This window comes from Streptomyces sp. NPDC001858 (genome assembly GCF_053594615.1).
The window spans coordinates 345,653-369,039 of sequence record NZ_JBSFEV010000002.1 but is presented as its reverse complement, the minus strand read 5'-3'; the positions used below and the strand labels follow the sequence as shown (position 1 = coordinate 369,039).

Annotated in this window: 18 protein-coding genes; 12 read left to right on the top strand and 6 right to left on the bottom strand. The window is 70.6% G+C overall.

What is annotated here, in order from left to right; translation table 11 throughout:
- Position 1: 1 nt before the first annotated feature.
- Both ACWCPF_RS04205 and iolC read right to left on the bottom strand, forming a co-directional pair.
- Positions 2–988: a Cgl0159 family (beta/alpha)8-fold protein gene (locus ACWCPF_RS04205; RefSeq protein ID WP_451043383.1), complete on the bottom strand. Its 987-nt coding sequence runs from the start codon at positions 986–988 to the stop codon at positions 2–4.
- Positions 988–1,938, bottom strand: coding sequence for a 5-dehydro-2-deoxygluconokinase (gene iolC / locus ACWCPF_RS04200; protein ID WP_451043382.1), 951 nt, complete (start codon positions 1,936–1,938; stop codon positions 988–990). Before iolC ends, ACWCPF_RS04205 begins: the two co-directional genes overlap by 1 nt.
- A gap of 166 nt (positions 1,939–2,104) precedes the next feature.
- On the opposite strand from iolC, the gene ACWCPF_RS04195 reads away from it, so the two are divergent.
- From ACWCPF_RS04195 to ACWCPF_RS04180, 4 genes are all read left to right on the top strand, one after another.
- Complete coding sequence (locus ACWCPF_RS04195) at positions 2,105–3,022, top strand: sugar phosphate isomerase/epimerase family protein (RefSeq protein ID WP_451043381.1); 918 nt, start codon at positions 2,105–2,107, stop codon at positions 3,020–3,022.
- A 286-nt stretch (positions 3,023–3,308) separates the two neighbouring features.
- Positions 3,309–4,142 (top strand): helix-turn-helix domain-containing protein, encoded by an 834-nt coding sequence (locus ACWCPF_RS04190; protein WP_451043493.1) that lies wholly within the window; start codon positions 3,309–3,311, stop codon positions 4,140–4,142.
- A 385-nt stretch (positions 4,143–4,527) separates the two neighbouring features.
- Entirely contained in the window at positions 4,528–4,728 is a 201-nt protein-coding gene (locus tag ACWCPF_RS04185) for a helix-turn-helix transcriptional regulator (RefSeq protein WP_451043380.1), read from the top strand.
- A 57-nt stretch (positions 4,729–4,785) separates the two neighbouring features.
- A complete protein-coding gene (locus tag ACWCPF_RS04180; RefSeq protein ID WP_451043379.1) occupies positions 4,786–5,370 on the top strand; it encodes a GNAT family N-acetyltransferase in 585 nt (194 codons plus the stop codon).
- Between the two features lie 46 nt (positions 5,371–5,416).
- Here the strand turns inward: ACWCPF_RS04180 and ACWCPF_RS04175 are convergent, their stop codons facing one another.
- Together ACWCPF_RS04175 and ACWCPF_RS04170 are read right to left on the bottom strand one after the other, a co-directional pair.
- A complete protein-coding gene (locus tag ACWCPF_RS04175; RefSeq protein WP_451043378.1) occupies positions 5,417–6,460 on the bottom strand; it encodes a zinc-dependent alcohol dehydrogenase family protein in 1,044 nt (347 codons plus the stop codon).
- Positions 6,420–8,729, bottom strand: a complete 2,310-nt coding sequence (locus ACWCPF_RS04170; protein WP_451043377.1) for an MMPL family transporter — start codon at positions 8,727–8,729, stop codon at positions 6,420–6,422. Before ACWCPF_RS04170 ends, ACWCPF_RS04175 begins: the two co-directional genes overlap by 41 nt.
- 212 nt (positions 8,730–8,941) lie before the next feature.
- Between ACWCPF_RS04170 and ACWCPF_RS04165 the strand changes: the two genes are divergently transcribed.
- The 3 genes from ACWCPF_RS04165 to ACWCPF_RS04155 all read left to right on the top strand — a co-directional run bounded on the left by ACWCPF_RS04165 (position 8,942) and on the right by ACWCPF_RS04155 (position 12,325).
- Entirely contained in the window at positions 8,942–9,613 is a 672-nt protein-coding gene (locus ACWCPF_RS04165; RefSeq protein ID WP_451043492.1) for a TetR family transcriptional regulator, read from the top strand.
- Positions 9,614–9,744: 131 nt separating this feature from the next.
- Entirely contained in the window at positions 9,745–9,984 is a 240-nt protein-coding gene (locus tag ACWCPF_RS04160) for a heavy-metal-associated domain-containing protein (RefSeq protein WP_358805082.1), read from the top strand.
- A gap of 100 nt (positions 9,985–10,084) precedes the next feature.
- The gene (locus ACWCPF_RS04155) at positions 10,085–12,325 is read left to right on the top strand and encodes a heavy metal translocating P-type ATPase (RefSeq protein ID WP_451043376.1); all 2,241 of its coding nucleotides are present in this window, start codon (positions 10,085–10,087) and stop codon (positions 12,323–12,325) included.
- Between the two features lie 856 nt (positions 12,326–13,181).
- Here ACWCPF_RS04155 and ACWCPF_RS04150 read toward each other — a convergent pair.
- A complete protein-coding gene (locus tag ACWCPF_RS04150) occupies positions 13,182–14,471 on the bottom strand; it encodes a citrate synthase (RefSeq protein WP_451043375.1) in 1,290 nt (429 codons plus the stop codon).
- A gap of 206 nt (positions 14,472–14,677) precedes the next feature.
- On the bottom strand, positions 14,678–16,954 hold the full coding sequence (gene recD2, locus ACWCPF_RS04145) for an SF1B family DNA helicase RecD2 (RefSeq protein WP_451043374.1): 2,277 nt from the start codon (positions 16,952–16,954) through the stop codon (positions 14,678–14,680).
- Positions 16,955–17,179: 225 nt separating this feature from the next.
- Here recD2 and ACWCPF_RS04140 point away from each other — a divergent pair, with 225 nt between their 5' ends.
- From ACWCPF_RS04140 to rbsD, 5 genes are all read left to right on the top strand, one after another.
- Positions 17,180–18,274, top strand: a complete 1,095-nt coding sequence (locus tag ACWCPF_RS04140) for a LacI family DNA-binding transcriptional regulator (protein ID WP_451043373.1) — start codon at positions 17,180–17,182, stop codon at positions 18,272–18,274.
- On the top strand, positions 18,271–19,833 hold the full coding sequence (locus ACWCPF_RS04135) for a sugar ABC transporter ATP-binding protein (RefSeq protein ID WP_451043372.1): 1,563 nt from the start codon (positions 18,271–18,273) through the stop codon (positions 19,831–19,833). Before ACWCPF_RS04140 ends, ACWCPF_RS04135 begins: the two co-directional genes overlap by 4 nt.
- Positions 19,823–21,784: an ABC transporter permease/substrate-binding protein gene (locus ACWCPF_RS04130; RefSeq protein WP_451043371.1), complete on the top strand. Its 1,962-nt coding sequence runs from the start codon at positions 19,823–19,825 to the stop codon at positions 21,782–21,784. Before ACWCPF_RS04135 ends, ACWCPF_RS04130 begins: the two co-directional genes overlap by 11 nt.
- 82 nt (positions 21,785–21,866) lie before the next feature.
- On the top strand, positions 21,867–22,772 hold the full coding sequence (rbsK, locus tag ACWCPF_RS04125; RefSeq protein WP_451043370.1) for a ribokinase: 906 nt from the start codon (positions 21,867–21,869) through the stop codon (positions 22,770–22,772).
- Positions 22,769–23,158: a D-ribose pyranase gene (gene rbsD / locus ACWCPF_RS04120; RefSeq protein WP_451043369.1), complete on the top strand. Its 390-nt coding sequence runs from the start codon at positions 22,769–22,771 to the stop codon at positions 23,156–23,158. Before rbsK ends, rbsD begins: the two co-directional genes overlap by 4 nt.
- Positions 23,159–23,387 lie beyond the last annotated feature (229 nt).

Here is a 23,387-nt window from a genome sequence, read left to right as displayed (position 1 = left end):
CTCACAGCAGTCCGACGGCGGTGTCCACGGCGGCGGCGACGTCCCCGTCCGCCGGGTAGAGCAGCGAACGGCCGACCACCAGGCCCCGCACGGTGGGGAGTTGCAGCGCCCCGCGCCACTTCTCGTACGCGCCGTCCTGATCGTCGCCGACCTCGCCGCCCAGCAGGACGGCGGGGAGCGTGGACGTCTCCATGACCTCGGCCATGTCGTCGGGGTTGTCGGTGACCGGAACCTTCAGCCAGGTGTAGGCGGAGGTGCCGCCCAGACCCGAGGCGATGGCGATCGACTTGGTGACGGCCGCGGCGGAGAGGTCGTTGCGCAGCTTTCCGTCCTCGCCGCGGCGGCTGATGAACGGCTCGACGAAGAGGGGGAGCCTGCGGGCGGCCATGTCGTCGATGGCGCGGGCCGTGGTCTCCAGGGTGGTGAGGGAGCCCGGGTCGTCGTAGTCGATGCGCAGCAGCAGCTTGCCGGCGTCGAAGTTCAGCCGCTCGATGTCCTCGGCGCGGTGGCCGGTGAAGCGGTCGTCGAGCTCGAAGACGGCGCCCTGGAGGCCGCCGCGGTTCATCGAGCCCATGACGACCTTGCCGTCGAGGGCGCCGAGGAGGAGCAGGTCGTCGAGGATGTCGGCGGTCGCGAGGACGCCGTCCACGCCGGGGCGCGAGAGCGCCAGGCAGAGGCGTTCCAGCAGGTCGGCGCGGTTGGCCATGGCCATCGGGTCGCCGCCGACGCCGAGCGCGCCACGGGCCGGATGGTCGGCCGCGACGATCATCAGCCGGCCGGACTCGTCGAGGAGCGGTCTGCGCGGGCGGCGGGCGGCGGCCTCGGCGATCGCCTCGGGGTACTGCGTACGCAGCCGGACGAGCTCGGAGACGTCGACGGTCGTGGTCGTGGGCTGGGTCACGGGCTCGGTCTCGGGGGGCTGGGGGGTCGGGCCGGGGTGGCCCGGGGCGTCGGTGCCGGCCGCGGCGTCGCGGCTGCCGCCCGCCATCACAGCACCGCTCCGGCGGCGATGGCGGCCTCGACCTCGGCGGCGGTCGGCATCGCGGAGGAGCACTCCAGCCGGGAGGCGACGATCGCCCCGGCCGCGTTGGCGTGGCGCATGATCTTCTCCAGGTCCCAGCCCGCGAGCAGGCCGTGGCAGAGGGAGCCGCCGAAGGCGTCACCGGCGCCGAGGCCGTTGAGCACGTTCACCGGCAGCGGCGGGACCTCGGCGGACTCGCCCTTGCTGTTGACGGCGAGGACGCCCTTGGGGCCCTGCTTGACGACCGCGAGTTCGACGCCGGCGTCCAGCAGCGCCTGCGCCGCGGCCTGCGGCTCGCGCACTCCGGTGGCGACCTCCACCTCGTCGAGGTTGCCGACGGCGACGGTGGTGTGCTTCAGGGCCTCGGTGTAGAAGGGGCGGGCCGATTCCGGGTCCGACCAGAACATCGGGCGCCAGTCCAGGTCGAAGACCGTGGTGCCGGCCCTGGCCCGGTGGGCGAGGGCGGCGAGGGTCGCCGTCCGGCTGGGCTCCTCGCTCAGACCGGTGCCGGTGACCCAGAAGATCCGGGCCTCGCGGACGGCGCCGAGGTCGAGCTCATGGGCGTCGATCTCCAGGTCCGGGGCCTTGGGCTGCCGGTAGAAGTACAGCGGGAAGTCGTCCGGCGGGAAGACCTCGCAGAAGGTGACGGGCGTCGGCAGCCCGGGCACGGGGGTGACCCAGCGGTCGTCCACGCCGAAGCCGCGCAGCGCCTCGTGCAGGTACGTGCCGAAGGGGTCGTCGCCGGTGCGGGAGATCACCGCGGTCTCCCGGCCGAGGCGGGCGGCGGCGACGGCGACGTTGGTCGCCGAGCCCCCGAGGAACTTCCCGAAGGACGTGACCTGCGGGAGTGGCACACCCGTCTGCAGCGGATAGAGGTCCACTCCGATCCGCCCCATGGTGATCAGGTCGTACGCCATCGAGTTCCCTTCGCCATCGGCTCGTCCCCGGCACACGTCCCTCGTCCACGTCCGGTGTCGGCTCTCACGGCTTTGTAGCCCCGCGCGGCGGGCCCTGTCAATGTTTTGTCCAGACATTCGGACCAGCCCTTGACACCCCCTTCGGAGAGACCGCACGCTGACGCCCATGACGTCGTTGTCACCTGAGTCCTCACTTTCCCGCATCCGGATCGGATCGGCCCCCGACAGCTGGGGCGTCTGGTTCCCGGACGATCCCGCACAGGTCACCTGGCAGCGCTTCCTCGACGAGGTCGCGCAGTCCGGCTACGAGTGGATCGAGCTCGGCCCCTACGGGTATCTGCCGACCGATCCCGCAGTCCTCACCGAGGAGACGGCGAAGCGCGGCCTCAAGGTCTCGGCGGGCACGGTCTTCACCGGCCTGCACCACGGCGAGGCCGTGTGGGAGAAGACCTGGGCGCACGTCGCGGACAACGCCGTGCTCGCACAGGCGATGGGCGCGAAGCATCTCGTCGTCATCCCGTCCTTCTGGCGGGACGACAAGACCGGCGAGGTGCTGGAGTCCGACACGCTGACGCCCGAGCAGTGGCGCAATCTCACTTCGCTGACGGAGCGGCTGGGGCGGGAGGTGCGGGAGCGGTACGGGTTGCAGATCGTCGTCCACCCGCATGCCGACACCCACATCGACAGCGAGGAGAACGTCGTCCGGTTCCTGGACGGCACCGACTCCGACCTGGTCTCGCTCTGCCTGGACACCGGGCACTACGCGTACTGCGGCGGCGACAGCGTCAAGCTGATCGAGACGTACGGGTCGCGGATCGGATATCTGCACCTCAAGCAGGTCGACCCGGCGATTCTCGCCGACGTGAAGTCGAAGGGGACGCCGTTCGGGCCGGCCGTCGCGCAGGGCGTGATGTGCGAGCCGCCTCGCGGCGTGCCGGAGCTGGGGCCTGTGCTGGCGGCGGCGGGCAAGCTCGACGTCGATCTCTTCGCGATCGTCGAGCAGGACATGTATCCCTGTGAGCCGGACAAGCCTTTGCCCATTGCTCAGCGGACCAGGGCGTTTCTGCGGTCCTGCGGGGCGTAACCCTCCGGGGGCCGGGCAGGGCGCCTACGGGGTAGCGGGTGCCGTGCTTGGGCGAGTACGGGTTGTGCGTGGCTTGTCGCGCCCACGCGGCGGAGCCGCACATAGATACAGTCCCGCGCCCCTTAACGGTGCCGCCCTTGCCGTAGCACCATGGGTGCCCATGACTGCGCGTGCGGTGCGTGTCCGGTGTGGGCAAGGGGCCGGCGGGTCCTGGGAGTTCGCCATGGGCTTGCCGCATCCCCGGCTGCGGCCCGGAGTGATGAGCTATCGCGGGATCCGGCTGGCCATGACCCGGCCCCGGCGGCGGTTGGAGACGCCGATCGGGGCCTCGACCCTGTTGCTGGGGTTCGACGAGCCCGTGCGGATCTCCCGGGGCGGACGGGCCCCGGACACGCTCGTGTCCGTGTACTGCGGGCCGACGACCACACCGGCCGTCGGCGAGCACGGCGGGCGGATGTCGGGCATCGAGGTGCTACTCACGCCCTGGGCCGCGTTCAGCCTGTTCGGCACCCCTCAGCACGAGCTCGTCAACCGCACCGTCGACCCCGACGAGCTGCCGCACGCGCTGGCCGGCTCCATCGGGGAACTCGCCGCCGCACTGGCCGCGTTGCCCGGCTGGGAGGAACGGTTCGGACTGCTCGACGAGGTGTTCGCCCGGTGGTCGGCGGCCGGCCCGCCGAGTTCGGAACGGGTGGCCAGGGCGTGGGCCCTGCTCGTGCGGACGGGTGGCGCGATACCGGTGCCCCGGCTGGCCGAGGAGGTCGGCTGGAGCGTACGACACCTGGAGAATCGTTTCCGGGAGCAGATCGGGCTCGGCCCCAAGGCGGCGGCCCGGGTGCTGCGGCTGCAAAGAGCCCGTCGGCTGCTGGCGGACGGACAGAGCGCGGCCGAGACCGCGGCGCTCTGCGGCTTCTACGACCAGGCCCATCTCAGCGGCGAGTTCAAGGCCATGACGGGGTGTACGCCGAGGGAGTTCGCGCAGGCCAGGCAAGGTCCGGTGACGCTGTCACCGGGGGCGGACCGGCTGAGCGGGGAGGCGACGAGCCTGATGCTGCCGGTACGGCCGAACGATTGGTCCGGACCGGGTGCGCATTTTTCCAAGACCCGGCGCGTTGGCTGAATACAGGCTGGGTCCCGCCAGTTGATCCGGTTGTTCCGGGGGGATGGCGGGGAACGGGGTCGGGTCGGGTCCGTCGCAGCGGATCCGGCCCGCCTCCTGTCGGCGACGCCTTGTAGTGGGTTCTGTCGGTGGTCCGAGGGGTTTGTCAACGCGCCCCTCCCACGAGCCCCGCGCGCGTCTATGCGTCACCTCTGTCACAAACACCCCCTTGTTGTCACACATGTCGCGTGTACGCGGGCCTTGCGTCACACGCGGTCGACAACCGCCTCCCGACAGTCACCGAGCGTCGTTCACGGGGCACAGGCTCAGTGATCGCCAACGCAGCGCCGGGCTCCCCCGGGCGGCCTCCCGGCCGCCGCCCCCGCGCGCGCAGGAGGTGCAGCTCATGACCGACCCAAGGCTCTGGTCCTACAAGGAGATCGCGGCGCACATCAAGGTGCAGCCGGACACCGTACGGTCCTACCGCAAGCACGGACTGCTGCCCCCGCCCGACCACGTCGAGGGCGGCAAGCCCTTCTGGTACGCCGAGACCGTCCGCACCTGGGTCGCCGCCCGGCCGGGCAACCGGGGGCGCAGGCTGGACTGACCCGCCGCGGTGAAAAACCGGCTGTGCCCCACCGTCGCGTGGGGCACAGTGCTGTGCGTGGACTTCTCCGTCAAACCCCTGCTCTGCGGCCCGAAGACCGTCCTGCGGCCCTTCACGGAGGCCGACGCCGACACCATGTGGGAGATCATCGGCGACCCCGAGGTCATCCGCTTCACCGGACCGCCCGACCGTGAACTCACCCCCGAGCGCGTGCGTTCCTGGTACGCCTCCCGCTCCGAGCAGCCCGACCGGCTGGACCTCGCCGTCACCGACCGGGCCACCGGCGAGCTCGTCGGCGAGGTCGTGCTCTACGACTGGGACCCGGACGCCCGGGGTTGCACCTTCCGTACGCTGATCGGTCCTCGGGGCCGCGACCGTGGACTCGGCACCGAGGCGACCCGGCTCATCGTCGGCCACGGCTTCGAACGACTCGGTCTGCACCGCGTGCAGTTGGAGCTGTACGGCGACAACGGCCGGGCCCGCCGGGTCTACGAGAAGGTCGGCTTCGTGGTCGAGGGGGTGCGGCGGGAGGCCGCTCTGCGGAACGGCGTGTGGGTCGACGAGGTGCTCATGGCGATCCTGGACCGGGAGTGGACGGCCGCACGGGCGACGCCGGCCGCTTCCGAAGCCGCGGCTCGCTGACCTGCCGCCGCCGTCCCGCGACGTCGGCTTCGGTTTCGGCCGGCTCTCAGGCCCATGGCTCGATCACCGTCGCTCCCGCGCCCGGCGCCGTGCCCAGCGCGGCCAGTGCGTCCGGGACGGCGTCCAAGGTGATCGTCGACGTGACCAGCAGGTCGGGGCGCAGCACCCCCGCCCGGACCAGCTCCAGCAGCTGCGGGTAGGTGTGGGCGGCCATGCCGTGGCTGCCCAGGATCTCCAGTTCCAGGGCGATGGCGCGGGCCATCGGGACGGGCGTCGTGCCGTCCGCCGAGGGGAGCAGGCCGACCTGGATGTGCCGGCCGCGGCGGCGCAGGCCGTTCACCGAGGCGGCGCAGGTGGCGGGGGAACCGAGGGCGTCGAGGGAGAGGTGCGCGCCGCCCCCGGTCAGCTCATGGACCGCCTCCGCCGGGTCCGGCAGGCCCGTCGCGTCCACGCAGTGCGCCGCGCCGAATTTCCGCGCCAGGTCCAGGGCCTTGGGTGAGACGTCCACGGCGACCACCCGCGCTCCCGAGGCCGCCGCGATCATCACCGCCGAGAGGCCCACGCCTCCGCAGCCGTACACCGCCACCCACTCCCCCGCGGCGACCCGGCCCTGCTGCACGACCGCCCGGAACGCCGTGGCGAACCGGCAGCCGAGGGAGGCGGCGGTGGCGTACGACAGGTCCTCGGGGATGGCGACCAGGTTCACGTCGGCGTGGTCCAGGGCCACGTACTGGGCGAAGGAGCCCCAGTGCGTGAAGCCGGGCTGGGTCTGGCGTTCGCACACCTGGTGGTGGCCGGCCGTACAGGAGGGGCAGCTGCCGCAGCCGCAGGCGAAGGGGACGGTCACTCTGGCGCCGGGGCGCCAGTTCCGCACTTCCGCGCCGACCTCCTCGATCACCCCGGCCAGTTCGTGGCCCGGGACGTGCGGGAGTGTGATGTCCGGCTCGTGGCCGATCCAGCCGTGCCAGTCGCTTCGGCAGAGGCCGGTGGCCTCCACCCGGACGACGACTCCGTGCGGTGCCCGTCCGGGGTCGGGGACGTCACGTACCTCAGCGGGTCGACCGAACTGCTCGAAGATCACCGCTCGCATCTGCGCTCCCCTCGCCGTTTTCGTCTGCGGGTACATCGTGGCTGGTCGCGCCCCGCGGCGGAGCCGCAGGTCGGCACAGCCCCGCGCCCCTGAAAGCCTGCTCCTCTCCTCCCTCGCTCAATCCGAACCGTTCGTGGAACCTTCGCAGTGGTCCCGGCGCCCACCAGGTGGCCTTGCCGGTCAGGCGCATCACCGCCGGGACCAGGAGGCTGCGGACCACCATCGCGTCCATCAGGACCGCCAGGGCGATGCCCAGGCCGAGCATCTTGGTGTTGGTGACGCGCGAGGTGCCTATCGCGACCATGACCACCGCCAGGATCACCGCCGCCGCCGTGATCAGACCGCCCGTGCGCTGCAGGCCCAGGCGGACCGCGCGGTCGTGGTCGCCGGTGCGGTCGTACTCCTCCTTGATGCGGGAGAGCAGGAACACGCCGTAGTCCATGGAGAGGCCGAAGGCCACGCAGAACATCAGGACGGGGAGGGTCGTCTCGATGGAGCCGGGGCTGGTGAAGCCGAGCGGGCCGGAGAGGTGGCCGTCCTGGAAGACCCAGACCACCGCACCGAACATCGCCGTCAGGCTGAGGGCGTTGAGCAGGACCGCCTGGAGCGGGATCAGCACGCTGCCGGTCAGGAGGAAGACCAGGAGCAGGGTGACGATCGCCACGAAGGCCGCGGCCCACGGCAGTCGGGCGCCGATCGCGTGCTTGGAGTCGACCAGGACGGCCGCCGTGCCGGTCACCTTGGTGTCGAAGGCGGCGTCGGTGGCGCGCAGGTCGCGGACCAGGTTCTGGGCCGCTTCGTCGACGGCCTCGCCCTTGGGCAGCACCGTGAAGTAGGCCAGGTCGCCCTTGACCGTCGGGCCGTCCACCCGGGCCGCTGCGGGCAGGGCGGCGACGCGTTCCTTGTAGGCCGCGTACTGGGCCTGGGTCGCCTTGCCCTCCGCGAGGATTTCGAGACCGCCGCCGGGGTTGCCCGGGAAGCCGTCCCTGATGTGCTGCTGCACGACGCGGGACTCGGCCGAGGAGGGCAGCTGGCGGTCGTCCGCCGTGCCGAACTTCACGCCCAGGAAGGGCAGCCCGAGGAGGACCAGGACGGCCGTGGTCCCCAGGGCGAAGAAGGGGGCCCGGCGCATGACCAGGCTCGCCGCCCGCCCCCACGCCCTGCCGCCCTCCGCACCGGAGGTGCTCGCGGGATTGCGCCGGCGGAACAGGCGGCGCAGGTCGAGGGCGTTGACCCGGTCGCCCAGCAGGACGAGCGTCGCCGGAAGCAGGATCAGGGCGGCCGAGGCGGCCAGCACCACCACCGCCATGCCGGCGTAGGCGAAGGAGCGCAGGAAGTACTGCGGGAAGAGGAGCATCGCCGCGAGGGACACCGCGACCGTGAGCGCGGAGAACAGGACCGTGCGCCCGGCCGTGCGCAGGGTGGTTCCGATCGCCGTGACCGGATCGGCGCCGGTGCCGAGTTCCTCGCGGAAGCGCCGGACGATGAACAGGGCGTAGTCGACGGCCAGGCCGAGGCCGAGGGCCGTGGTGAGGTTGATCGCGAACACGGAGACGTCGGTGAACCGCGTGAGGCCGCTGAGGACCGCGTTGGTGCCGAGGATCGCGACGATGCCGATGCCGAGCGGCAGCAGGGCGGCGACGGCGCTGCCGAACACCATCACCAGCAGCATCAGCGTGATCGGCAGGGCGATCAGCTCGGCGCGGGTCAGGTCCTCCCGGATGATCTGCTGCATCTCGTGCCGGACCGCGACGATGCCGCCCAGCTTGACCTCCACCGGGCCGTGCACACCCCGGTAGGAGGGCGCGATGCGGTCGAGGGTCTCGGCCGCCGCCTTCTCGTCGCCCGTGAGGCGGGCCGCTATCAGCGCCTCGTGGCCGTCCTTCGCGCGCAGGGCGGGGGCGGTCGAGGCAGCCGCCCGCCAGTAGGAGCCGACGCCCACGATTCCCTTCTCGGCGGCCAGGCGCTTCGTCAGCCGCTCTGCCTCGGCGGCGACGGCCTTGTCGTCGACCGAGGTGCCGCCCGAGTCGACGAGCAGCAGCAGATTGGGCTGGGAGCCGGGGAACTCGCGCTCCAGCGCCTTGGTCGCGTACGTGGACTGTGCGCCCGGGTCCTCCCAGCCGCCGCTGCCCAGTCGGTCGGCGACTCCGCTGCCGGCCAGCACGGCGAGCACGGTCAGCACCAGGGCCGCCAGCAGCGTCAGCCTGGGGCGGGCGGTCACGAAGCGCGTCCAGCCTCGTGCGCGGGGTGGGCGGTTGACTTCGCTCATCGTGCGGTGTCCCCTTCACCTGGCAAGCAGTCGTGAAAACCGTAGAATCGAAAACACGAGACATCGCTCGCGTTCTGACTGATCCCAGAATGCGAGCGACCACTCGCGTTTGTCAACCGTGCAGGAAGAGCTGGGGATAACACGTGCCCGAGAGCCAGGAGACCGAGAGCCAGGAGCAGGCGAAGGAGCAGGGGCAGGCGAAGGAGCAGGCGGTGGAGAAGGGGCAGGCGAAGGAGCAGCCGCGCCGTCGGCAGGCGCGCGGCGAGCGGCGCATCGCGCAGCTGCTGGAGGCCGCGGCCACCGTCTTCACCACCAGCGGTTACACCGCCGCGAGCACCAACGCCATCGCCCGCGAGGCCGGCGTCTCACCGGGCACGCTCTACCAGTTCTTCCCGAACAAGGAAGCGATCGCGATCGAGCTGGGCGACCGGCTCATGCACGAGATGCGCGAGGCCTACGGCGAGGCGCTCGCCCCGGTCGACCCGACGACCCCGCTGGAGGAGGCCGTCGGCGCGGCCGTCGAGCGGTTCGTCGCCTTCAACTGCCTGCACCCGGTGTTCTTCACCCTGATGCACGGCCCCGACATCCCCGGCCATATCGCCGAGGAGCACGACGCGCTGCACGCGACGCTGCTCTCCCGCATCGAGGGCCTGCTCTCCTCCTACCTGCCCGACGCGCCCCGCGCCGACCTCACCCGCACCACCCATGTCTGCCTGGGCATGTACAAGGCGGGCCTGGAGCTGATCCTGGGCCATGAGGGCGCCGAACGCGACGCGTACGTACGGGAGTTGAAGAACGTGCTGGTCCGCTACCTGCAACCGCTGGTGTGCGAGGGCGGGAACGGGCCCGGCCACGGCGCGGCCACGGTCACCACGGCTCCGTAGCACCCGTTCAGCGGCACGCGCCGACGCGGGGGGATCCTTCTTGGATTCATACCCCCTAGGGGTATAGTCTGAAGTAGCGGGAGACGCCTTGCGGCCCCGTCAGCCCCACCTGCCGCTACGAGGAGAACGAAATGACCGCTCAGATCGACACCCCGGGCTCCGTCACCACCGTCTACAAGGTGAGCGGCATGAGCTGCGGCCACTGCGAGGGCGCCGTCTCCGGCGAGCTCTCGGAGCTCCCCGGTGTCACCTCGGTGAAGGCCGTCGCCTCGACCGGCGAGGTCACGGTCGTCTCCACCGCCGCGCTCGACGAGGAGGCCGTGCGCGCCGCCGTCGACGAGGCGGGATTCGAGCTGGTCGGCCAGGCCTGAGGCACCCCGTTCCGCACCGCCCCCCTCCTCCACCCACCGGGCCGTACCGACCAGCTGATACTGGTTCCGTACGGTCCGGTCCGCTTCCTGGAGCACGGACATGACCAGCACCGCCACCGCCGACACCCCGATAGCGTTCCCCACCTCCCAGGTCGAACTGCTCATCGGCGGGATGACCTGCGCGTCCTGCGCGGCCCGCGTCGAGAAGAAGCTCAACCGCATGGACGGCGTCACCGCGACGGTCAACTACGCGACCGAGAAGGCGAAGGTCAGCTATCCGGCCGGCGTCGAGGTCACCGACCTGATCGCGACCGTGGTGAAGACCGGGTACACGGCCGAGGAACCCGAGCCGGAACCACCGGCCCAGGGGCAGGAGGAGGCGCCCCGGGATCCCGAACTCGACGGCCTGCGGCACCGGCTCGTCGTCACCGTGCTGCTCGCCGTGCCGGTCGTGCTGATGTCGATGGTTCCGTCGCTGCAGTTCGACAACTGGCAGTGGCTGTCGCTGACGCTCGCCGCTCCGGCGGTCGTCTGGGGCGGCGCGGCCCTGCACAAGGCCGCGTGGACGAATCTGCGGCACGGCGCGGCCACCATGGACACCCTGGTCTCGGTCGGCACGCTGGCCGCGCTCGGCTGGTCGCTGTGGGCGCTGTTCTTCGGCGACGCGGGCATGCCCGGCATGCGGCACCCCTTCGAACTCACCGTCTCCCGCACGGACGGCGCCTCGGCGATCTATCTGGAGGTCGCCGCCGGCGTCACCGCCTTCATCCTGCTCGGCCGCTATCTGGAGGCCCGCTCCAAGCGGCACGCGGGCGCGGCCCTGCGCGCGCTGATGGAACTCGGCGCGAAGGACGTCACCGTGCTGCGGGACAGCCGTGAGGTGCGGATCCCCGTCGACCTGCTGGCCGTCGGGGACCGGTTCGTCGTGCGGCCCGGGGAGAAGGTCGCCACCGACGGGACGGTCGTGGAGGGCGCGTCCGCCGTGGACGCGTCGATGCTGACCGGCGAGTCCGTGCCGGTGGACGTGGGGCCCGGCGACGCGGTCACCGGGGCCACCGTGAACGCCGGCGGGCGGATCGTCGTCGAGGCCGCGCGGATCGGTGCGGACACGCAGCTCGCGCGGATGGCGAAGCTGGTCGAGGACGCGCAGAACGGCAAGGCCGCGGTGCAGCGGCTCGCCGACCGGATCTCCGGGATCTTCGTGCCGGCGGTGCTGGTGCTCGCGGTCGCCACCTTCGGCGCGTGGCTCGGCGCGACGGGCGACACGGCCGCCTCGTTCACGGCCGCCGTCGCGGTCCTGATCATCGCCTGCCCGTGCGCGCTCGGGCTCGCCACGCCCACCGCGCTCCTGGTCGGCACCGGGCGCGGCGCCCAGCTCGGCATCCTCATCAAGGGCCCCGAGGTCCTGGAGTCCACGCGCCGCGTCGACACCGTCGTACTCGACAAGACCGGAACCGTCACCACCGGCCGGATGACGCTCCAGGACGTGTACGTCGGGGACGGCACGGACGAGCGGGAGCTGCTGCGGCTGGCCGGGGCCCTGGAGCACGCCTCCGAGCATCCGGTCGCCCGAGCGGTGGCGGCGGGCGCCGAGGCACGGGTCGGCGAGCTGCCGGCGGCCGAACGGTTCGAGAACGTGCCCGGGCGGGGCGTGCGCGGGCTCGTGGAGGGCCACGAGGTGGCCGTGGGGCGCCTCTTCGAGGCCGTCCCGGAGAAGGTGGCGCGCGCCAGGGACGAGGCCGAGCGGGGCGGTCGTACGGCCGTCGTCGTCGGGTGGGACGGAGTGGCGCGCGGGGTGCTGGCGGTCGCCGACACGGTCAAGGAGACCAGCGCCGAGGCGGTGCGGGAACTGCGCGCGCTGGGGCTCACGCCGGTGCTGCTGACCGGGGACAACGAGACGGTCGCGCAGGCCGTCGCACAGGCCGTCGGGATCGACCGGGTCATCGCCGAGGTGCTGCCGCAGGACAAGGTCGACGTCGTACGAAGGCTGCAGGACGAGGGGCGGGTCGTCGCCATGGTCGGGGACGGCGTCAACGACGCGGCCGCGCTCGCCACGGCCGACCTGGGGCTGGCCATGGGGACCGGCACGGACGCGGCGATCGAGGCGAGCGATCTGACGCTGGTGCGCGGGGATCTTCGGGCCGCGGCCGACGCGATCCGGCTGGCCCGGCGGACGCTGACCACGATCAAGGGCAACCTGGTGTGGGCCTTCGGCTACAACGTGGCCGCGTTGCCGCTGGCCGCGGCCGGGCTGCTGAACCCGATGATCGCGGGGGCGACGATGGCGTTCTCGTCGGTCTTCGTCGTGACGAACAGCCTGCGGTTGCGTGCCTTCAAGTGACCGTCGCGAAAAGTCATACCCCCTGGAGTCCCGGGCGCGCCTCACATAAGCTCTTCACAAGGCTCGCGCACCATCCTTACGCTTGGGCCTCGATCGCCGTATCCGGTCTCTTGCGCATCTAACGGACATATGCAAGAGACTCAGATCACAGTGATGTGAACGTAACCATCGAAGGGGCTCGACGGTCTAAGTTGACGATGTCAGGAAGCGTCTTGGGGGGCGTGACCTGACGTCTGAGGATGTCTTGGGGGACTTCCTCAGAGATGCGTTGCCGGGGCACGCACACCGGGAAGCTTTGAGCGGCCCTCCCAGCGTGCGCTGTCCCGGCAGATCGCACACAGGTGGTAGTACGACGAGTTCTGCTCGTTTTGCTCAACCGCACGCACAACAACCGCACATGGTTACAAACAGCGAATTCAGGCGCTGTTCTCACAACGCCCGGCCGGATCCCGTGGGGGGAATCCGCACCGGGACATGGGAAGGCGCCCTGGTCGTCGGCCCGTGGGGGGACCGCCGCCAGGGCGCCTTCCGTATGCCCGCACAAGGCTGCGCGAGCGGGATCAACTCGTGTGCGACTGCAGGCCCGTGGGGGCTGGTCGCGCAGTTCCTCGCGCCCCTTGAGTGGGACCAGCCAAGCCACCTGAGGGGCTCCGTAGGCCTACGCGCAAACCGTGCGAGCAGGGATCGGCTCGTGTGCGGCTGCAGGTGGTTCGTGGCTGGTCGCGCAGTTCCTCGCGCCCCTTGCGTGGGGTCGGTCGAGCCACCTGAGGGGCGCGGGGAACTGCGCGAACAACCCCCACGCACCCGCAGCCGACAAGCAACGGCGGGGAACCATGTGGTCCCCCGCCGGCAGGCGTCAGCGCTGTTCGACCGGGATGAAGTCCCGCTCGACGACACCCGTGTAGATCTGGCGCGGGCGGCCGATACGGGAACCCGGCTCCTTGATCATTTCGTGCCACTGGGCGATCCAGCCCGGGAGGCGGCCGAGGGCGAAGAGGACCGTGAACATCTCGGTCGGGAAGCCCATGGCCCGGTAGATCAGGCCGGTGTAGAAGTCGACGTTCGGGTAGAGGTTGCGCGAGACGAAGTACTCGTCCGACAGCGCGTGCTCCTCGAGCTTCAGCGCGATGTCCAGCAGCGCGTCGTCCTTGCCGAGGGCCGAGAGGACGTCGTGCGCCGCAGCCTTGATGATCTTCGCGCGCGGGTCGAAGGACTTGTACACCCGGTGGCCGAAGCCCATCAGGCGGACGCCGTCCTCCTTGTTCTTCACCTTGCGGATGAAGGAGTCGACATCGCCGCCGTTGGCCTGGATGCCCTCGAGCATCTCCAGCACGGACTGGTTGGCGCCGCCGTGCAGCGGGCCCCACAGCGCGTTGATGCCGGCCGAGATCGACGCGAACATGTTCGCCTGGGACGAGCCGACCAGGCGGACCGTGGACGTCGAACAGTTCTGCTCGTGGTCCGCGTGCAGGATGAGGAGCTTGTCGAGCGCGGAGACGACGACCGGGTCGAGGTCGTACTCCTGGGCCGGGACCGAGAAGGTCATCCGGAGGAAGTTCTCGACGTAGCCCAGGTCGTTGCGCGGGTAGACGAACGGGTGACCGATCGACTTCTTGTACGCGTACGCCGCGATCGTCGGGAGCTTGGCGAGCAGCCGGATCGTGGAGAGGTTGCGCTGCTTCTCGTCGAACGGGTTGTGGCTGTCCTGGTAGAACGTGGACAGCGCGGAGACCACCGACGACAGCATGGCCATCGGGTGGGCGTCGCGCGGGAAGCCCTTGTAGAAGTTCTTGACGTCCTCGTGCAGCAGGGTGTGCTGCGTGATGTCGTTCTTGAAGACGCTGAGCTCGTCGACGCTCGGCAGCTCACCGTTGATCAACAGGTAGGCGACCTCGAGGAAGGTCGAACGCTCGGCCAGCTGCTCGATCGGGTAGCCGCGGTACCGGAGGATGCCCTGTTCGCCGTCCAGGTATGTGACGGCGGATTTATACGCGGCGGTGTTGCCGTAGCCGCTGTCCAGGGTCACCAGACCGGTCTGGGCGCGAAGCTTGCCGATGTCGAAGCCCTTGTCGCCGACGGTGCTGTCGATCACCGGGTAGGTGTACTCGCCGTCGCCGTACCGCAGTACTACAGAGTTGTCGCTCACGTCATCCCTCACCGACGTTGTGCCTCTTCTTCGAGGTTGCCCTGACTGTCTACTACCATCCCCCATTTGGCGCACGAGAGTGCACTCGGGGTCGACCATTGGGCTTATCGGCGGCACTCAGTGCCGCCAACTACCTCATCCTGCCGCCTTGGTCACGGTTGGGGAAGTGCTCTGTGACCTTTGTGACTCATTTGATCGATCATTTTTTACGAAGGGCCGCGAGTACGAAGGGCCGCGAGCCGGAAGTCCAGGGCCGTGCAGCGCCGGCCCGCCGACACCGTGCGCACCGCCTGGCCGATCGCCTTGCGCGAGCCGACGAGGACGACCAGCTTCTTCGCGCGGGTGACGGCCGTATACAAAAGGTTCCGCTGCAGCATCATCCATGCTCCCGTGGTGACGGGGATCACCACGGCGGGATATTCACTTCCCTGTGAACGGTGGATGGTCACCGCGTACGCGTGCGCCAGTTCGTCCAGTTCGTCGAACTCGTACGGAACCTCCTCGTCCTCGTCGGTCAGCACCGTGAGGCGCTGGTCGACCGGATCGAGCGACGTCACGACGCCCACGGTGCCGTTGAAGACACCGTTCTTCCCCTTGTCGTAGTTGTTGCGGATCTGGGTGACCTTGTCGCCGACGCGGAAGACCCGGCCGCCGAACCGCTTCTCGGGGACGTCGGGGCGGCCCGGGGTGACGGCCTGCTGGAGCAGTCCGTTGAGCGCGCCGGCCCCGGCGGGTCCGCGGTGCATGGGCGCGAGCACCTGGACGTCCCGGCGCGGGTCGAGGCCGAACTTCGCGGGGATGCGGCGGGCCGCCACGTCCACCGTGAGCCGGCCGGCCTCCTCGGTGTCGTCCTCGACGAAGAGGAAGAAGTCCTTCATGCCGTCGGTCAGCGGGTGCTGCCCGGCGTTGATCCGGTGCGCGTTGGTCACCACGCCGGACTGCTGGGCCTGGCGGAACACGCGCGTGAGGCGCACGGCCGGGACGGGGCTTTCCTCGGCGAGCAGATCGCGCAGCACCTCGCCCGCGCCGACGCTCGGCAGCTGGTCCACATCCCCGACGAAGAGCAGATGGGCGCCCGGCGGCACGGCCTTGACCAGCTTGTTGGCCAGGAGCAGGTCCAGCATCGACGCCTCGTCGACCACCACCAGGTCGGCGTCCAGCGGGCGGTCGCGGTCGTAGGCCGCGTCCCCGCCGGGCTTGAGCTCCAGCAGCCGGTGGACGGTGGAGGCCTCGGCGCCGGTGAGCTCGGCAAGGCGCTTGGCGGCGCGGCCGGTGGGGGCGGCCAGCACGACCTTGGCCCTGCGGGCGCGGGCCAGCTCCACGATCGAGCGGACGGTGAAGGACTTGCCGCAGCCGGGGCCGCCGGTGAGCACGGCGACCTTCTCGGTCAGCGCGAGCTTGACGGCCGCCTCCTGCTCGGGCGCGAGCTCGGCCTTCGTCCGGGTCTTCAGCCAGGCCAGCGCCTTGTCCCAGGCCACGTCACGGAAGGCCGGCATCCGGTCCTCCTCGGTGCGCAGCAGCCGCGACAGCTGGGCGGCCAGGGCGAGTTCGGCACGGTGGAAGGGGACCAGGTAGACGGCGGTGACGGGTTCCGGGCCGCCCTCCGGGCCCGGGACCTTCTCGCGGACGACACCCGGTTCCTCGCCCTCCTCGCCGGGCGCCGCGAGCTCGGCGAGGCACTCGATGACAAGGCCGGTGTCGACCTGGAGGAGCTTGACCGCGTCGGCGATCAGCCGCTCCTCGGGGAGGTAGCAGTGGCCCTGGTCGGTGGCCTGGGACAGGGCGTACTGCAGGCCCGCCTTGACGCGCTCCGGGCTGTCGTGCGGGATCCCGACGGACTGGGCGATCTTGTCGGCGGTGAGGAACCCGATGCCCCAGACGTCGGCCGCGAGCCGGTAGGGCTGGTTCTTGACGACGGAGATCGACGCGTCGCCGTACTTCTTGTAGATGCGGACCGCGATGGACGTGGACACCTCGACGGTCTGGAGGAAGAGCATGACCTCCTTGATCGCCTTCTGCTCCTCCCAGGCGTCGGCGATCTTCTTCGTGCGCTTCGGACCGAGCCCGGGGACCTCGATGAGCCGCTTCGGCTCCTCCTCGATGATCTGCAGGGTGTCCATGCCGAAGTGCTGCGTGATGCGGTCGGCGAAGACCGGGCCGATGCCCTTGACCAGGCCGGATCCCAGGTATCGGCGGATGCCCTGGACGGTGGCGGGCAGCACGGTCGTGTAGTTCTCGACGGTGAACTGCTTGCCGTACTGGGGATGGGAGCCCCAGCGGCCCTCCATGCGCAGCGACTCGCCGACCTGGGCGCCCAGCAGCGCGCCGACCACCGTGAGGAGGTCGCCGGCGCCTCTGCCGGTGTCGACCCGGGCGACCGTGTAGCCGTTGTCCTCGTTGGCGTACGTGATGCGCTCGAGCACGCCTTCGAGCGTGGCCAGTCGCCGTTCTCCCGCCTGGGCGGCCCCCGCCTGATCGGTCATGAAACAGACGGTACCGCCCGGCACTGACAGGCCTGTCCGCCCAGGTCCGCGGGGCCGGAGGGCTCGGCGTCGGGACGCGCGGGTCAGGGCTGCGCTGTCCCCTTCATCACAGTGGGGCATCGGAATTCGGCCAAAGGCTTGCTTTCTGCCATGTAATCGATTCCAATCGTCAATGCAGGTAGATGTAATCGATTCCATGCGCGCCCACAAGGAGGTGGTCCTGCGATGGCGAGCATCAAGGATGTCGCAGCCGAGGCGGGAGTTTCCGTCGCCACGGTGTCGCGCGTCCTCAACCACCATCCGTCGGTCAGCGAAGACGCGCGCACCCGCGTACTGGCCGCCGTCGACGTGCTGGGTTACCGCCCGAACGCCGTCGCACGATCGCTGCGCACCGACCAGACCCGCACCCTCGGCCTGGTCATCAGCGACGTGATGAATCCTTACTTCACCGAGCTGGCCCGCTCCGTGGAGGAGGAGGCCCGTACGCTCGGCTACAGCGTGATCATCGGCAACGCCGACGAACGGCCCGAACTGCAGGACCACCACGTGCGGACCCTGCTGGACCGCCGGATGGACGGTCTCCTGGTCTCCCCCACCGACGGCGGCTCGCCGCTGATGCTGGAGGCCGCCCGCGCGGGGACCCCGATGGTGTTCGTCGACCGCTGGATCCCGGGCGTGGACGTGCCCGTGGTCCGGGCGGACGGCCGGGCCGCCATACAGGAGCTCGTGGCGCATCTGCACGCGCTCGGGCACCGGCGGCTCGCCATCATCGCGGGTCCGGCGGCCACCACCACCGGCAGCGAGCGCGTGGAGGCCTTCCGGGCCGCCATGGCCGAGTACGGGCTCCCCCTCCCGGACGACTACATAGGCCAGGGCGACTTCCAGGCCGAGAGCGGACGGCGGGTCACCGAGGGCTTCCTCGACCTGCCGCAGCCGCCCGAGGTCGTGTTCGCGGCCGACAACCTGATGGCACTGGGCGCGCTGGACGCCGCACGCGCGCGTGGGTTGCGCGTTCCGCACGACCTGGCGCTGGCCGCGTTCGACGACATCCCCTGGTTCGTGCACACCGATCCGCCGGTCACGGCGATCGCCCAGCCGACGGGCGAGCTGGGACGGGCCGCCGTGCGGGCGCTGGTCGACCGCATCGAGGGCCGCCCCCCGCAGTCCGTCACCCTGCCCGCCCGCCTGGTCGTACGCCGCTCCTGCGGCGAGCCGGCTCTGGGCGAGCCGCCGACGTCCTTGACGTCACCCCCTCCCCCAGAGCCGCCTGTGCAGGCAATTTCTGTGCAGTCCCCAGTAATGAACAGGAGCCAGACGTGAGCAACGCGGACGAATTGTTGCGCATCGAAGGCATACGCAAGACCTTTCCCGGTGTGGTCGCGCTCGACAGCGTCGACTTCGACCTGCGTCGGGGCGAGGTGCATGTGCTGCTCGGTGAGAACGGCGCGGGCAAGAGCACGCTCATCAAGATGCTCTCCGGCGCCTACCGGCCCGACGCCGGGCGGATCCTGGCCGGCGGCGAGGAGGTGCGCATCCATGGTGCGCAGGACTCCGAGGCGCTCGGGATCGCCACCATCTACCAGGAGTTCAACCTCGTCCCCGATCTGACGGTCGCCGAGAACATCTTCCTGGGGCGGCAGCCGCGCCGCTACGGGATGATCGACCGCAAGCGGATGGAGGCCGACGCCGCCGTCCTGCTGGAGCGGGTGGGCGTGTCCGTCTCGCCCCGCGCGCTCGTGCGCGAACTGGGCATCGCGCGGCTGCAGATGGTCGAGATCGCCAAGGCGCTCAGCCTGAACGCGCGCGTGCTGATCATGGACGAGCCGACCGCCGTGCTGACCTCCGAGGAGGTCGAGAAGCTCTTCGCCATCGTGCGCAAGCTGCGCGAGGACGGCGTGGGCATCGTGTTCATCACGCACCACCTGGAGGAGATCGCCGCCCTCGGCGACCGGGTCACGGTCATCCGGGACGGCCGGTCCGTCGGCCAGGTGCCCGCCTCCACGCCGGAGGACGAACTCGTCCGGCTCATGGTGGGCCGCTCCATCGAGCAGCAGTACCCCAGGGTGCGGGCCGAGGAGAGCGCCGAGGCGGGCACCGCCCTGCTGTCGGTCGAAGGCCTCACGAAGGACGGCGTCTTCCACGACATCAGCTTCGAGGTGCACGCCGGTGAGGTCGTCGGCATCGCCGGGCTCGTCGGCGCGGGTCGTACCGAGGTGGTACGGGCCGTCTTCGGGGCCGACCCCTACGACCACGGAGCCGTGCGGGTCGCGGGCGCCAAGCTCGCCCGGCACGACGTGGTCGCGGCGATGGCGGCCGGGATCGGGCTGGTGCCCGAGGACCGCAAGGGCCAGGGGCTGGTGCTCGACCAGTCGGTCGAGGAGAACCTCGGGCTCGTGACCATGCGCTCCGCGACCCGCGGCGGGATGGTCGACCTGAAGGGCCAGCACGAGGCGGCGGCCCGGATCGCCGAGCAGCTCGGGGTGCGGATGGCCGGCCTCGGCCAGCATGTGCGCACTCTGTCCGGCGGCAACCAGCAGAAGGTCGTCATCGGCAAGTGGCTGCTGGCCGACACCAAGGTGCTGATCCTCGACGAGCCGACGCGCGGTATCGACGTCGGCGCGAAGGTCGAGATCTATCAGCTCATCAACGAGCTGACGGCCGCCGGCGCCGCGGTGCTCATGATCTCCAGCGATCTGCCCGAGGTGCTCGGCATGAGCGACCGGGTGCTGGTCATGGCCCAGGGCCGGATCGCCGGTCAGCTCGCCGCCGAAGAAGCCACCCAGGACGCGGTGATGGCACTCGCCGTCAGCACGCCCACCACCCCTAGTACCCCCAGTACCACTACGACCACTGAAGTGGAGGCCGGCCGTGGCCGCTGACACGCTCAAGAGCACCAAGAGCACATCGGGCGCCGGGGGCGCCTCGGCGGTCCGCCGTCTGCTCCTCGACAATGGCGCGCTGACCGCGCTGATCGTCCTCGTCATCGCCATGTCGGCGCTGTCCGGTGACTTCCTGACCACGGACAACCTGCTCAACGTGGGTGTCCAGGCGGCCGTGACCGCCATCCTCGCCTTCGGCGTGACCTTCGTGATCGTCTCGGCGGGCATCGACCTGTCGGTCGGCTCGGTCGCCGCGCTCTCGGCCACCGTGCTGGCCTGGAGCGCGACCCAACAAGGCGTACCGGTCGTCATAGCCGTCCTGCTGGCCATCGCCACGGGCATCGCGGCCGGTCTCGTCAACGGTTTCCTCATCGCGTACGGCAAGCTGCCTCCGTTCATCGCGACGCTCGCGATGCTGTCGGTGGCGCGCGGTCTGTCGCTGGTGATCTCCGGGGGCTCGCCGATCGCGTTCCCCGACTCGATCTCGCACCTCGGTGACACCCTCGGCGGCTGGCTGCCGGTGCCGGTGCTGGTCATGATCGTGATGGGCGCGATCGCCGCGTTCGTGCTCGGCCGGACCTACATCGGCCGTTCGATGTACGCCATCGGCGGCAACGAGGAAGCGGCCCGGCTGTCGGGTCTGCGGGTGAAGCGCCAGAAGCTCGCGATCTACGCGCTGTCCGGTGTGTTCGCCGCCGCGGCGGGCATCGTGCTCGCCTCCCGGCTGTCCTCGGCGCAGCCGCAGGCGGCCGACGGCTACGAGCTGGACGCCATCGCCGCGGTCGTCATCGGCGGCGCCTCCCTCGCGGGTGGTACGGGCAAGGCCTCGGGCACGCTGATCGGCGCGCTGATCCTGGCGGTGCTGCGCAACGGCCTGAACCTGCTCTCCGTGTCCGCGTTCTGGCAGCAGGTCGTCATCGGTGTGGTCATCGCGCTGGCGGTGCTCTTCGACACCCTGCGTCGCAAGTCGGGCTCGACCCCGACGCCGGCCGGGGCGGGCTCCGGCGGAGGCAAGGGCAAACGGGCTGCGACCTACACACTCGCGGCCGTGGTGACCGTGGCGATCGTCGGCGCGACCTCCTTCCTGCACACCGGGAACTCTTCGGCCTCGAACCCGAAGGTCGGCCTGGCGCTGTCCACCCTCAACAACCCGTTCTTCGTGCAGATCCAGTCGGGCGCGAAGGCCGAGGCGAAGAAGCTGGGCGTGGACCTGACGGTCACCGACGCGCAGAACGACGCCTCGCAGCAGGCCAACCAGCTGCAGAACTTCACCGGTTCCGGCTATGACTCGATCATCGTCAACCCGGTGGACTCGGACGCGGCGAGCAACTCCGTGAAGGCCGCCGACAAGGCGGACATCCCGGTCATCGCCGTCGACCGTGGCGTCAACAAGGCCACGGTGGACACGCTGGTCGCCTCCGACAACGTGGCGGGCGGTGAGCTCGCGGCGAAGACGGTCGCCGAGAAGCTGGGCGGCTCCGGCAAGATCGTGATCCTCCAGGGCCAGGCGGGCACCTCCGCGGCCCGTGAGCGGGCGGCGGGCTTCGCCAAGGGGCTCAAGGCCTACCCCGGCATCAAGGTCCTGGCGCAGCAGCCGGCCGACTTCGACCGCACCAAGGGACTCGACGTGATGTCGAACCTGCTCCAGGCCCACCCGGACGTCCAGGGCGTCATCGCCGCCAACGACGAGATGGCGCTCGGCGCGGTCAAGGCGCTGGGCTCCAAGGCCGGCAAGTCGGTCCAGGTCGTCGGCTTCGACGGCACCCCCGACGGGCTCAAGGCCGTCAAGAGCGGCACGCTCTACGCGTCCGTGGCCCAGCAGCCGTCCCAGTTGGGCAAGATCGCTGTGGAGAACGCGCTGAAGGCGCTCCAGGGCGAGAAGGTCTCGGAGATGGTGAAGGTGCCGGTGAAGGTGGTCACGAAGGAGAACGTGGCCGGATTCAGCGGCTGACATCGGTGCACGGGCGGGCGGTCCTCCTGACAGGGGCCGCCCGCCCGGGTCACCTATCAGCACGTATCAAGGGAGTCATTTCATGGACGACTACGATCTCTTGGTCGTGGGATCGGCCAACGCCGACCTGGTGATCGACGTCGAGCGTCGACCGGCCGCCGGTGAGACGGTGCTCGGTTCCGACCTGGCGGTCCATCCCGGCGGCAAGGGCGCGAACCAGGCCGTCGCGGCCGCCCGGCTCGGGGCCCGTACGGCCCTGCTGGCCCGGATCGGCGACGACGCGTACGGCCGGCTGCTGCTCGACTCGCAGCAGGCGGCCGGGGTCGACACCGTGGGCGTGCTGGTGGGCGGGGCTCCGACCGGCGTCGCGCTGATCACCGTGGACCCGTCGGGCGACAACAGCATCGTGGTGTCACCGGGGGCGAACGGCCGGCTCACGCCGCAGGACGTCCGCGCCGCCGCCTCGCTGTTCCAGTCGTCCCGGGTGGTGTCGGCGCAGCTGGAGATCCCGCTGGAGACGGTCGTGGAGGTGGCCGCGAGCCTGGCCCCGGGCAGCCGCTTCGTGCTGAACCCCTCCCCGCCGCTGCCGCTGCCGGCCGAGGTGCTCGACGTCTGCGACCCGCTGATCGTCAACGAGCACGAGGCGAAGGTGATCCTCGGCGACGCCCGCGTCAGCGAGGAGCCCGAGGACTGGGCGCGGGCCCTGCTCGCGAAGGGCCCGAAGTCGGTGGTCGTGACGCTGGGTTCGCAGGGCGCGCTGGTCGCGTCCGCGGACGGCGGTGCCGAGCGGGTGGCGCCGGTGAAGGTGGACGCCGTGGACACGACGGGCGCGGGCGACTCCTTCACCGCGGCGCTGGCGTGGAAGCTGGGCACGGGCGTGTCCCTGGCCGAGGCCGCGGCGTACGCGGCGCGCGTCGGGGCGGTCGCCGTGACCCGGCGAGGCGCGCAGGAGTCGTTCCCGACGACGGAGGAGGTGGCTGCACTGTGAAGAAGGCCGGAATACTCAACCGTCATCTCGCGGGCGCGCTGGCCGCGCTGGGGCACGGCGACGGGGTGCTGGTGTGCGACGCCGGCATGCCGATCCCGGACGGCCCCCGGGTGGTCGACCTCGCTTTCCTGCCCGGAGTGCCGACCTTCGCGGAGATCGTGGAGGGACTGCTCACCGAGCTGGTCGTGGAGGGGGCGACGGCGGCGGAGGAGATCCGCGACGCGAACCCGGCGGCGGCGGCTCTGCTGGACGAGCACTTCCCCAAGCTGGAGTTCGTCTCGCACGAGGAGCTGAAGAAGCTGTCGGCGGGGGCGCGGCTGGTGGTGCGCACGGGCGAGGCACGGCCGTACGCGAACGTGCTGCTCAGGTGCGGGGTGTTCTTCTAGACCCGTGTTCTTCTAGAACCGTGTTCTTCTAGAACCGTGTTCTTGCGAGACGCGTGTACTTCCGAGATCCGTGTTCTTGCGGGTCGGAGAAAGCTTCGAGGGGCCCGGTCTGTCGACCGGGCCCCTCGGCTTTTCCCCTCCGCATCAGGAGCCCCCGCGATCCCCCCGGATCCCCCTCCAGAAGTCCTGATGCCATGTACGACGGGTTCGGGGCCGGAAGGGTTGCAGC